The organism is Luteitalea sp. (assembly GCF_044337415.1).
In the GTDB taxonomy this organism is placed as follows: Bacteria; Acidobacteriota; Vicinamibacteria; order Vicinamibacterales; family Vicinamibacteraceae; genus Luteitalea.
In genome coordinates this window covers 1-11,032 of record NZ_JBIINP010000137.1, presented here as the reverse complement: position 1 = coordinate 11,032, position 11,032 = coordinate 1, and the positions used below count along the sequence as shown (strand labels likewise).

General features: G+C 69.9%; 11 protein-coding genes. 2 read left to right on the top strand and 9 right to left on the bottom strand.

What is annotated here, in order from left to right:
• Nucleotides 1–189: 189 nt before the first annotated feature.
• Nucleotides 190–1,671 carry a Gfo/Idh/MocA family protein gene (locus ACIRDX_RS16345; protein WP_396626505.1) on the top strand — a complete coding sequence of 494 codons (1,482 nt, stop codon included), beginning with the start codon at nucleotides 190–192 and terminating at the stop codon, nucleotides 1,669–1,671.
• 140 nt (nucleotides 1,672–1,811) lie between these two features.
• Here the strand turns inward: ACIRDX_RS16345 and ACIRDX_RS16340 are convergent, their stop codons facing one another.
• Nucleotides 1,812–2,219 (bottom strand): DUF302 domain-containing protein, encoded by a 408-nt coding sequence (locus ACIRDX_RS16340; RefSeq protein ID WP_396626504.1) that lies wholly within the window; start codon nucleotides 2,217–2,219, stop codon nucleotides 1,812–1,814.
• 65 nt (nucleotides 2,220–2,284) lie between these two features.
• On the opposite strand from ACIRDX_RS16340, the gene ACIRDX_RS16335 reads away from it, so the two are divergent.
• Nucleotides 2,285–2,953 (top strand): hypothetical protein, encoded by a 669-nt coding sequence (locus ACIRDX_RS16335; RefSeq protein ID WP_396626503.1) that lies wholly within the window; start codon nucleotides 2,285–2,287, stop codon nucleotides 2,951–2,953.
• Nucleotides 2,954–3,119: 166 nt separating this feature from the next.
• On the opposite strand, the gene ACIRDX_RS16330 is transcribed toward ACIRDX_RS16335, so the two are convergent.
• From ACIRDX_RS16330 to ACIRDX_RS16295, 8 genes are all read right to left on the bottom strand, one after another.
• A complete protein-coding gene (locus tag ACIRDX_RS16330) occupies nucleotides 3,120–4,148 on the bottom strand; it encodes a methyltransferase (RefSeq protein ID WP_396626502.1) in 1,029 nt (342 codons plus the stop codon).
• A 4-nt stretch (nucleotides 4,149–4,152) separates the two neighbouring features.
• Nucleotides 4,153–4,557, bottom strand: a complete 405-nt coding sequence (locus tag ACIRDX_RS16325) for a PIN domain-containing protein (RefSeq protein ID WP_396626501.1) — start codon at nucleotides 4,555–4,557, stop codon at nucleotides 4,153–4,155.
• Nucleotides 4,554–4,799 carry an AbrB/MazE/SpoVT family DNA-binding domain-containing protein gene (locus ACIRDX_RS16320; protein WP_396626500.1) on the bottom strand — a complete coding sequence of 82 codons (246 nt, stop codon included), beginning with the start codon at nucleotides 4,797–4,799 and terminating at the stop codon, nucleotides 4,554–4,556. The genes ACIRDX_RS16325 and ACIRDX_RS16320 overlap by 4 nt, the downstream gene beginning before the upstream one ends.
• 21 nt (nucleotides 4,800–4,820) lie before the next feature.
• Nucleotides 4,821–6,248 (bottom strand): amidohydrolase family protein, encoded by a 1,428-nt coding sequence (locus ACIRDX_RS16315; protein WP_396626499.1) that lies wholly within the window; start codon nucleotides 6,246–6,248, stop codon nucleotides 4,821–4,823.
• Between the two features lie 24 nt (nucleotides 6,249–6,272).
• Nucleotides 6,273–7,124: a family 16 glycosylhydrolase gene (locus ACIRDX_RS16310; RefSeq protein WP_396626498.1), complete on the bottom strand. Its 852-nt coding sequence runs from the start codon at nucleotides 7,122–7,124 to the stop codon at nucleotides 6,273–6,275.
• Nucleotides 7,125–7,128: 4 nt separating this feature from the next.
• Nucleotides 7,129–8,550 carry a M20/M25/M40 family metallo-hydrolase gene (locus ACIRDX_RS16305; protein WP_396626497.1) on the bottom strand — a complete coding sequence of 474 codons (1,422 nt, stop codon included), beginning with the start codon at nucleotides 8,548–8,550 and terminating at the stop codon, nucleotides 7,129–7,131.
• An 84-nt stretch (nucleotides 8,551–8,634) separates the two neighbouring features.
• Complete coding sequence (locus tag ACIRDX_RS16300; RefSeq protein WP_396626496.1) at nucleotides 8,635–9,891, bottom strand: (Fe-S)-binding protein; 1,257 nt, start codon at nucleotides 9,889–9,891, stop codon at nucleotides 8,635–8,637.
• Nucleotides 9,892–10,063: 172 nt separating this feature from the next.
• On the bottom strand, nucleotides 10,064–11,032 hold a 969-nt coding region (locus ACIRDX_RS16295; RefSeq protein WP_396626495.1), incomplete at its 5' end, for an FAD-binding protein.

The window sequence follows — 11,032 nt, the reverse complement described above, 5'->3', positions numbered from 1 at the left end:
GTCGGCAGTCGGCAGTCGGCAGTCGGCAGTGGGGTGCCCGCTACCCGTGACCCGCTCCCCGCTACCCGACCCTGTTGCCGTCCCGTGGCGATCCGCATCAGAATGCGCCCATCGGTTTCGAATCGACCTCGCGACGGCCCGTCCTTCCCATGGGCGCGCGCGGCCAGCCGATGCGGTCAGGAGCACACAGTGAAGAAGACGACGATCTGGACCGGGGTCCGGCAGGTCACGCGGCGAGAGTTCGTGGGCCGCGCGATGGCCACCGGGGTGGTGTTGGCGCAGGCGCCGGCGTTCCTGCGCGGCCAGAACCTCAACAGCAAGCTGAACATCGCCGTCATCGGCGCGGGTGGTCGCGGGCGCGCCAGCTTGAACGAGCTGACGCTCGATCCGGCCAATCCCCCCAAGCGCACCGACGGCAGCGGCCCGCTCGACCGCCATCCCGACGAGAACATCGTCGCCCTCTGCGACATCAACCAGGAGTCGGTCGACGCGGCCGGCGTGCGTTATCCCAAGGCCGCGAAGTTCAACGACCTCCGCAAGGTGTTCGACAACCACGGCGCGTTCGACTCGGTGGTCGTGGCGACCGCCGAGCACACGCACGTGTTTGCCACCTACCTGGCGCTCACGCACGGCAAGCACGTGTACTGCGAGAAGCCGCTCGCCTACAACATCTGGGAAACGCGCCTCGTCCGCGAGACGTCGCGCCGGTTCCCGAAGCTGATGACGCAGATGGGCAACCAGGGGCACGCCTCGCCCATGCGCCGCACCATCCGCGAGATCCTCGACACGGGCGTCATCGGCAAGGTCAAGGAAGTGCACGTGTGGGCCGACCGCGCCTGGGGCCTGCAGGACGCAGCCTCGGCGGAGAAGTACGACAAGCCGCACGGCTTCTACAACGGCATCCAGATCGTCGACCGCTTCCGCGAGCCGATGGAAGCGCCGGCCAACCTGCACTTCGACCTCTGGATCGGCCCCGCGCCGGTGCGCCCGTATCACGCCACCTACTTCCCGGGCCCGCGCTGGTACCGCTGGTGGGACTTCGGCAACGGCACCATGAGCGACCTCGGCAGCCACGACAACGACGTGCCGTACACGGTGCTCGAGTACCTGTGGAAGACCGACCCGAAGGCCGGCCGCTACCTCGCGCCGAAGTCGGTTCACGCCGTGTCGCCGAACGTGCCGACGCCACATCCGGAACTCGCGCCGGCGACGCTGAAGGCCACTTACGAGTACGAGGGAGCCGGCGGCGAGAAGCTCACGCTCGTGTGGTACCAGGGCGACGTGAAGCCCGAGGGCTGGAGCGAGGCCTGGGGCAAGCGCTCGTGCATCTTCCACGGCGAGAAGGGCAGCCTGCTCGGCAACGGCAAGCTCGTGCAGGACGGCAAGGTGGTGGATCACCCGGCGCCCGCCGAGACGCTGCCGCGTTCGCCCGGCCACTGGGTGGAGTGGGTCGACGCGATCAAGGGCAAAGGCCCCGTACCGGGATCGAACTTCCAGTACGCCGCCTGGACGACGGAGGCCAATCACCTCGGCAACGTGGCGTACCGCACGGGCAAGAAGATCGAGTGGGACTGGCGGACGATGCGCGCCACCAACGCGCCCGAGGCCGCGCCGTTCATCAAGCGTCCCGTCTTCCGCAAGGGGTGGGACGGGATTCTGAAGACGACGTAGCGGGGAATCGGGTAACGGGTAGCGGGTAACGGGTAGCGGAAGGGCTGGTCAGGTCCCGAGCCCCGAGCCCCGAGCCCCGACACCTGAGAGCCTGCTGTTGACGGGGGCGCTTTCCGAGCGGAGGCGCCCCCGTTGTCGTGTCAGGCCTGGACGGCCGCAAGGGCCTTCTGGAGGCGGTCGTCGGCCTCGCGCATGACCTCGTCGAGGGCGTCGGCCTGCACAACCTGGAACATCGCGCTGGGCTTGACGATCGACACGACCGAGCCGCCGTCCTCCTCCCACACACAGACGTTGCAGGGGAGCATCAGCCCGATGCCGAGCTCGGCCGAGAGCGCCTTGAAGGCGAGATTCGGGTTGCAGGCCCCGAGGATCACGTACTGGCGGAAGTCCTTGTCGAGCTTGGCCTTCATCGTCGCCGCGATGTCGATCTCGGTGAGCACGCCGAATCCCTGGGCCTTGAGGGCGTCGGTGATGCGGGTGCGCGCGTCGGCGAACGAGACGCCGGGCAGGTGGGTCGTGTAGCCGTACGTGGGATCGGTCGGAGTCATGGTCACAAGGAAGATGCAGGCCACCGCCCCGGGGTGACACCGCGCGGCTGAGGTAGGATGCCCGGGTGGCAGAGACGGTGGTGTTCTCGTCGCGGCGCACCGCCCGCGTGCAGCGCATGCAGGGTGCGCGTCACGTGCTCGTCGGCCTCACCCTCGCGCTCACCGGGTGGGAGGCCATCGCGGACGGGCATCACGCCAGCTGGATCGACTACCTGGCGCTGGTGGCCGGCGCGCTGCTGCTGGTCGCGTTCGTGCGTGAGATGCGGGCCCTGCGTGGGGTGCCAGCGACGCACGAGCCTCACGCGGCGCACGGCATCAACTGGGTGGACGTGTTTGCCGGCGTCGTGACCTTCATCGAGGCGGCCCACCTGCACCACCGCGGCAAGGTCGGGCTGCCCCTGGCCTACGCCGGCCTCGGCCTTCTCCTCCTCGCGCTCGGCCTGTTCCATACCCGCGTCGCTGCGCGCCGCCGTCTGATCGTCGACGAGGTGGGCTTCGACATCCGTCGGAACCCGTTCTCGCGCATCCGCGGGGAATGGGCCGACATGTCGGCCATCATGGCCGACGACACGTCCATCACGCTGACCGCGTTCAACGGCGCGGTGACGCGCATCGACCTCGCCGACGTACCCGAGCGCGCCCGCGTCATCGACGTGTTCACGCGATACGGCGAGGTGGGCCTGGCGCCTGCGACCGATGGGCCGGAGGCCCCGGCCGCGTCGCCCGCGTCGTGAGCGGCCCGCGCCAGCCGCAGACCCACCGCTCGCAGGGCGCTGAACAGTTCCGCCCTGTAGTTCGGAATTCAGAGTTCCGAATGGAGAGGGCGCCGAGCTTCACGGGAATCGCAGCCCCTCCATTCTGAATTCAGAATGGCAGCGCGGGAGCGTTCCCAGTGCGCTGCTAGATCGGTCGTCGCGCCGTCATCACGCCGCGATCGGCCACCGTGTCGGCGTGCGTCACGTCGACGAAGCCGGCGTCGGCCAGGTGCTGCGCGTACTCGGAGGTCGCGTAGCACTTGCCCTGCGAGGCATGCATCAGCAGGGCCGAGTACTCGGCGACGGCGATCGGCCCGCTCTTGTCGGCGTTCACGAACGCGTCGTGGATCACCAGCAGCCCGCCGGGCGGCAGCGCCGTGAACGAGGCGGCGATCAGGTGGCGCACCTGCGGCGTGTCCCAGTCGTGCAGCACGTTCGAGAACAGGTGCACGTCGTGGCCGCCGGGCAACGGCTCGACGAAGAAGTTGGCCGCATGCACGTCGATGGCCGCCGCGAAGCCGCGTTCCCCGACCAGCAGGCCCGCCACGCGCGCCACCGGCGCCTGGTCGAGCACCGTGGCGCGCAACTGCGGATAGCGCGCGACGAAGGCGCACGCGTAGACGCCCGATCCGCCGCCTACATCCAGCAACTGGTGGTGCCCCGACAGGTCGACGGCACGCGCCAGCGCTTCGCCCAGGTAGAGGCCGCGGCAATCCATCGCCGCCGTGAACCGGCGTGCGAACGCCTCGTCTTCCATCGCCGCGTGCCAGTCCTGGCCATGAGCGCCGCCACCCCAGGTGGCCGGCTGGCCGGTGCGCAGCACGCGCGCGAAGTCCTGGACGAACGGCCGCTCCTTCAGCGCGCCGTAGTACGGCCCGAGGTACCAGGGCGAGCCCGCCACGAGGTGCTCGCGAGCAAGCGCCGTCGTGTGCAGCACGTCGCCGTCGCGCACCAGGTACTCGCGGGCCACCAGCAGCGTCACGAGCACGTCGGCGGCCCGGGGATGGAACCCGAAGTGCGCGCACAGCTCCTCGACGGTCGAGGGATGGGCGTCGATCCACGTGAACAGGTCGAACTCGACGATCGCCGCCGCCAGCAGATCGGCGGCGTACAGGCCGTCGCGATAGCGGTACAGCGAGAGGGGCGAGGTAGCGGGCACCGTGCGCAGGTCCATTCGCTCAGTCCAGGAGTTCGTACGGCACACGCACGCGGTCGTACGTGACGCGCGCTCGCTCGTCGCGCGTGACGAGTGTGGCGCCGGCATGCAGCGCCGTTGCGGCGATCACTGCATCGTAAATCGCGCCCCCGGTGATGCCCTCACGGCTCGCCAGTTCGACGATGGCCTGGTACCCGCGCGCCGGCAGTGCCAGCGGGGCTTCGCGGAACCGCCCTGTCAGGAACGCTCCGACCACGTCGGCTGGCGCGCGATGAGGTGGAGGCAACCGCGTGAGCACCGAATAGGTCTCGAGCACGACATGCGCAGGGATGCGTGGTCCGCGACCGAGCACGGCCGCGGCGGCCGCGTGCCCCTCGTGCCATGTGGCAAAGGCCGCCACCACCACGCTGGTGTCGACGGCAATCACCGGCGGGTCCCCTCGATGGTGGCCCGCACCATCGCATCGGTGAGCGGCGGTAGTGGTTCCGCCGGCACCGCAACGAGCCCTCCGGACCTGCGCTCCAGTGACATTGCCGAGGCCGCAGGAACGAGCTCGAGCAGTCCGTCGCGCTCACGAATCTCCACTGAACCGCCGGCCTCGAGGCCTAGCCGATCACGGATGGGTTTCGGAATGACAACTCGTCCGGCACCATCAATGGTAGTGCGCATGCCATTACTCTACCATTTCGTTCAGGGGCCTGGCGCCGACTGCGGCGCGCGGATGGCGCGGCCCGGACGCGCGGCGGTCACCTCGCCGCGGTCCACGACCACCTCGCCGTTGACGATCACCCAGGGAATGCCGGCCGAGGGAATGCTGGCGTCCTCGTAGGTGGCGCGGTCGATCACCGTGGCCGGATCGAAGACCGTGATGTCGGCATCGGCGCCAACGCTCAGTCGCCCCTTGGTCTTCATGGCAGGCACCCGGGCCTCGAGGCGCTGCGCCGGCAGCAGCGTCATCCGCCGGAGGGCGTCCATCAGCGGGATCGCGCGCTCGTCGCGCACGAAGCGGCCGAGCACCTTGGCGTACGTGCCCGAGGTGCGCGGATGGCCCTTGCCGTGCTCGATGAAGCCGTCGCTGGCGACCATCGTCAGCGGGCTCACGATGGCGGTGCGCGTCTGCGCCTCGGATCGCGCGTGGATGATGATCGTGCCGCCGGCCTTGCGCGCGGTCGCAAACGTCGCGCGCGTGAGCCGCTCGCCCGTCGACACGAGCTGGTGCTGGCCGAACTTCTCGTCGGGCCACGTCTCCCAGTCGTCGAAGATCGCCGAGGCAATCTCGGTCATCCCGGCGCCGTAGGGGTAGGCCTCGGTCGTCACGTCCTGCCCGGCGGTCTGCGCCGCGGCGATGGCCGTGAGGAAGCCCTCGATCTCGTCGGCGGCCGACGAGTTGACGTGCACCACGTGCAGCTTCGCGCCCGCGGCCTTCGCGGCGGCGATCGTCTCGTGCAGGCCCGCCAGGCCACCGCGCATGTGGATGTGCGCCGAGGCGCCGCCCTGCGCCGCCACGCGGAACATGCGTTCGAACTCGGCGATCGGCGCGCCCGGTGTGTAGGCGCTGCCGAAGCCCATCGCCACCGCGCCTTCCGCCAGGCCCTTGCGGAGCATCGCCTCCATCTCGGCCAACTGCGCCTCGGTGGCCGTGCCGCTGCCGCCGATGCCCTTCGGCAGCAGGCTGGTGCTCGGGTCGCCAAGCACCTTCATGCGCGCCTTGATGTGGCCGATGGCGACGCCGTGATTGACGATCTGCCGGTTCGCCCGCTCGGCGTACCAGGCGGCGACGTCACCCGTGCCGACCTCGAGCTCGAAGGCCGACGTCACGCCGTCCCGCACCATCATCCGGTACGACTCCTCCTGCTGCCCGTGCTCGTGCAGGTCGATGAAGCCCGGTGCGACCACATGACCCTTCGCGTCGATGACGCGCGTGCCCGTGAGGGGAGTCTCCGAGAGGGCCTCGATGCGGCCGCCACGCACGCCCACATGCCGGGGGGCGTCCAGGCCCGACGCCGGGTCGATGACACGCCCGTTGGCGATGACCAGGTCGTAGGTCGGCGAGGCGGGGCGCGAGCAGGCGGCGCCCACCAGCAGGCAGGCGAGCGCGGACAGGAATCGGCGAGTCATGAGGGCCCCACGATACCCCCGACGTCACCGCTGCTGGTAGATCCGCACGTAATCGATGAGGTAGCGATGGGGGAACCGCGAGTCGTCGATGCCCCGCTGCCCGCCCCACGACCCGCCGATGGCGAGGTTCAGCAGCAGGTACTGCGGCTTGTCGAACGGCCACGTCGCGTTGCCCGTGCCCTCGTTGCGGAACGTGAAGTAGCGCTGGCCGTCGAGGAAGATCTCGATACGGTCGGGGTACCACTCCATGGCGTACACGTGGAAGCCCTCCCACGGGTTGGCCACCGAGATGCTCGACGTCTTGTGCGCGCCGCGGCTGTAGAGCGCCGTGTGCACCGTGCCATGCACGCGATTCGGGTCGAAGCCGACGTACTCCATGATGTCGATCTCGCCGCACGTGGGCCAGCCGACCTGCAGGCGGTTCACGCCCAGCATCCAGATCGCCGGCCACGCGCCGTTGCCGGTCGGCAACTGCGCCCGTACCTCGACGCGTCCGTACAGGAACTCGAACCGGCCCAGCGTGTTGATGCTCGCCGACGTGTACCCGTAGCCCTGGAACGGCTCCTTGCGCCCCTCGATGACCAGCGTGCCACCCTCGGCGCGCACGTTCGCCGGTCGCGAGGTGTAGAACTGCAGCTCGTTGTTGCGGATGTACCCGAGCTCGTAGCCCCACTTCGACGGATCGGGCGTGCCCGGCGTGTCGAACTCGTCCGAGAACACGAGTTGCCAGCTGCCGCCGCCGGGCACCGGCGTGGGCGACGGCCCCGTGGGCGTCGACGACGTCGCCTTGTCCCCACCGCAGGCCATCACCTGCACCATGACCACCAGCAGGCACAGCGCCTGCGCCATCAGCCGACCGGACACGGGACCTTCCATCGCGCTAGCGTGCTCGGGCGAGACGCACCACGACGTCCCAGTTGAAGCGCACGAAGGCGTGCAGCGACGACTCGAGGATGCGCTCCTGGTCGCTGTGCGCGCCGAACCCCTTCGGGCCGTCCTCGCTGTCGGTCATCGGCCCGATGCCGTAGCACTGCATGCCCTTGGCGCGCAGGAATGCCATGTCGGTCGCCCCCGTGCTCATCGTCGGCAGCGTCGTCACCTTGCCGTACGTCTCGACGATGGCGGCTTCGATGGCGGCGAAGGCCTCGGAGTCGATGCGCGACGGCGGCGCCCCCGGGCGCGTGTTGCGCTCGTTGCGTGCCACAGTCACGGCGGGGTCGTCGATCACCTTGCGCAACTGTTCGAGGAAGGCCTCGAGGTCCTCGTCGGGCAGGGCGCGAACGTCGAGCGTGGCCTTGGCCTCTGACGGGATGACGTTCACCTGGAAGCCACCGTCGAGGATGTTGGGCGAGACCGACGTGCGCAGCATCGAGTGGTGGCGCGGTTCGCGCGTCGCCAGGTGCTCCTGCACGGCGCCGGCCTTCGACGGGTCGAGCAGGTCGCGGTACCGCTGCGCATCCTCCGCGCCGCTGATCGTCGCGAGGCGCTGGAAGTAGGCGCGCGTCGTGTCGTTCAGGCGCATCGGCGACTGCCAGTCCGACAGCTTCGTCACCGCGCGGGCCAGGTGCACCACGGCGTTGGTCCGCAGCGGCACCGACCCATGGCCCGACGGTCCCTTCGCCGTGAGCGTGACACCGTACGGAATCTTCTCGGACGACTGCACGGTGGCGAAGCGCACCTGCCCGCCCGTGCGCGTCACGCCGCCGCCCTCGGCCAGGCAGTACTCGGCGTCGATCTCGGGCCAGTGCTCGTCGACCATGAACTTGATGCCGACCTGGGTGCTGGCTTCCTCGCCGGCCTCGGCGAGGAAGATCACGTCGCGGTCGAGCGGCACGTTCGACCGCTTGAGCTGCAGCATCACCATCAGCGCCGCGACGACGTTGTCCTTGTCGTCGACGGTGCCACGCCCGTACACGTAGCCGCCGTCGCGGGTGGCCGAGAAGGGCGGGTGCGTCCACTTCGCCGCGTCGACCTTGACGACGTCGGTGTGGCCCATGATCAGCAGCGGCTTCTTCTTGCCCGACCCCTTCAGCCGCGCCACCAGGTTGGGCCGCTTCGGGTCGTTGGCGAAGCGTTTCGTCTCGATGCCCGCGGCCTTCAGCACGCCGTCCAGGTAGTCGACGACCAGGCCCTCATTCCCCGGAGGATTACTCGTGTCGAGACGCAGGATGGCCTGGAAGTGGCGCATCGTCTCGTCTTCGAGGGCCTTGAAGTCGGGGCTGGGCGCCTGTCCTTTCACCGGGGACGGGCCGAAAGCGGGGAGGGCGAGCAGGATCAGCAGCGCGGCAAGGCGTCGGGACATGGCCTTGGATGATCGCATGGACACCGGTAGGGCGGGGTGTCCCACCCCGCCGCTATCGACAGCGGCGCGGTCGGAGACCGCGCCCTACCCGTCGAGGAGCGATTCCGCCATCACCTCCACGGTGTGGCGGACCGCGATGGCGGGCGTGCCGGCCTGCAGGTGCGTGGCGATCTGCACGAGGCAGCCGATGTTGCCGGCGGCGACGGCGGTGGCGCCGGTCGAGCGGATCGCCTCGGCCTTGCGTCGCCCGAGTTCGGCGGCCAGGTCCGGCTGCTCCACGTTGTACAGGCCCGCGGACCCACAGCAGAAGTCTCCCTGCGGCACCTCGACGACCCGAAGGCCGTCCACCTGCGACAGCAGCGCGCGCGGCGCCTGCCTGACGCCCTGCGCATGGGCCAAGTGGCAGGCGTCGTGGTACGCGACCACCGTGGGCGTGCGCATGCACATCGGCGCCACGAGCCCGATGGCGTCGAGGAACTCCGCCACGTCCTGCACGCGGCTCCCGCAGGCGGAGAGCGCGTCGGCCTGGTCACGCCCGGCGAACGCGTGCCCGTACTCCTTCATCGCCGACCCGCAGCCGGCAGCCGTGGTGACGATCGCGTCGACATCGGCCGGGAACGCGCGGGCAGCGGCAGTGGCATGCGCGTAGGCGCGGTCGTCGTCGCCCACGTGCAGGGCGAGCGCGCCGCAACAGCCCTGGCCGGGCGGCACCACCACCTCGACGCCATTGGCGGCCAGTACACGAATCGCGGCGTGGTTGATGTCGGGCGAGAGGACCTGCTGCGCGCAGCCGGCGAGCAGTGCGACGCGCGCCCGCCGCGTGCCCTCCGCCGGCACGAGCGACGGCAGCGGAGCGGCAGGAGGCAGGGCATCCGGCAACAGCTTCAGCATCGGCTGGGCGGCCGACGGGATGAATGGCGCCACGCGCTGTGCGAACTGTCCGACCTGCACCGCCGTGCGGAACCGCGACGGCGACTCCAGCGTGTCGAGCAGCACACGCCGGCGCAGGCGGTCGACGATCGTCGTGGCCTGTTCCCCGGCCTCGGCGCGGAAGGGCGTGAGCAACTCGCCGTACGGCACCCCGGAGGGGCAGGCGGTGACGCAGGCGAGGCAGCCCAGGCACCTGTCGATGTGCGGCCGTGCCTCCTCGAGCGCCAGGTCGCCCTCGAGCACCTGCTTCATGAGCACGATGCGGCCGCGCGGCGAGTCGCGCTCCTCACCGAGCACCTGGTAGGTCGGGCACGCAGCCAGGCAGAAGCCGCAATGGACGCACGTCTCGATGGCGTGCGCCATGGCGGCGCGTGCGGGTGTGGCCGGCTCGGGTGGGATGCGGTGCTGCATATCAGCAGTAATTCAGAATTCAGAGTTCAGAATTCAGAGTTGGAAGTTCGAAGAGGTTCGAAGAAGTTCGAAAGTCAGAGTTCAGAATTCAAAGTTCAAAGTTCAAAGGGTTCAGAGGTTCACGTCTAGTGACGCTCGGGCGCGTCTGCCTTCTGAATTGTGAACTCAGCATTCAGGCGGGCCGGCTGTCGTTGCCCGCCTGTTGGAAGCGTCCGTCGGGGTCGAGCACGGCCTTGAGACGTGCCTCGACCGGAGAGTCGGCGCGTGCGCCGACGAAGGGCCGGCCGTGCGGGCCGCGCAGGACCTGCCCGACAGCCCCACGCTCGCGCAGCACGGCGTCGAGCGGCTCGACCTCCGACCACGCGCAGGCCACCCACAGCAGGTGTCCACCCACGCTGATGCGACGGAGATGCCCGAGGTGCGCCATCGCCGCGTCGAGGTCCGCGATGGACGAGGGCGAGGTCGGCACACGGACGAGCGCGAGGTCGGCAGGTGCCCACGCGAACTCACCCGCCGCCTGCCACAGCCGTGCATCGTCGTCGCCACCGAGGATCTCGCACGACGGGCCGAGCACGCGACGGAGCGCTTCGATGCGGGCGGGCAAGGCCTCGGGGAACCCGCCGATGCGGACCCACACGCGCCTGCCTGCTTCCACGTCGAGGGCCTCGGCGTCGATGCGCGCCGCCTGGACGGCCGAGAGCACGCGGAGTGCCGAGCGCGTGTCGCCGATGCCGACGCCGATCGTGACGTGTGCCGGCGGCTCCGGGAACACCTTGAACGTGAGTTCGGCCAGCACGCCGAGTCGGCCGCAACTGCCGACCAGCGCCTGGTGGATCAGGAACCCTGCCGCGTTCTTGACCACCGCGCCGCCACCCCGGATCACGCGTCCGCGCCCATCGACGATGCGCGCGCCGATCAGGAAGTCGCGGATGCCGCCGAAGCGATACCGGCAGGGGCCATTGATGCCGGCGGCCACCGTGCCGCCCAGCGTCGCCCCTGCGTCGACCAGCGGCGGATCGAACGGCAGCACGTGGCCGTGCGCCCGGAGCGCGTGTACCACCTCGGCCACCGGCGTGCCTGCGAGGGCCGTGAAGGTGCACTCGGCCGGCGTGTACTCGGTGATGCCGCGGAGCGCCGACAT

Excerpts from the sequence above, each read along its gene's own strand:
- ACIRDX_RS16310 (WP_396626498.1), bottom strand. The coding sequence starts at position 7,124 with ATGGAAGGTCCCGTGTCCGGTCGGCTGATGGCGCAGGCGCTGTGCCTG.
- ACIRDX_RS16315 (WP_396626499.1), bottom strand. The coding sequence starts at position 6,248 with ATGACTCGCCGATTCCTGTCCGCGCTCGCCTGCCTGCTGGTGGGCGCC.
- ACIRDX_RS16340 (WP_396626504.1), bottom strand. The coding sequence starts at position 2,219 with ATGACTCCGACCGATCCCACGTACGGCTACACGACCCACCTGCCCGGC.
- ACIRDX_RS16300 (WP_396626496.1), bottom strand. The coding sequence starts at position 9,891 with ATGCAGCACCGCATCCCACCCGAGCCGGCCACACCCGCACGCGCCGCC.
- ACIRDX_RS16330 (WP_396626502.1), bottom strand. The coding sequence starts at position 4,148 with ATGGACCTGCGCACGGTGCCCGCTACCTCGCCCCTCTCGCTGTACCGC.
- ACIRDX_RS16305 (WP_396626497.1), bottom strand. The coding sequence starts at position 8,550 with ATGTCCCGACGCCTTGCCGCGCTGCTGATCCTGCTCGCCCTCCCCGCT.
- ACIRDX_RS16320 (WP_396626500.1), bottom strand. The coding sequence starts at position 4,799 with ATGCGCACTACCATTGATGGTGCCGGACGAGTTGTCATTCCGAAACCC.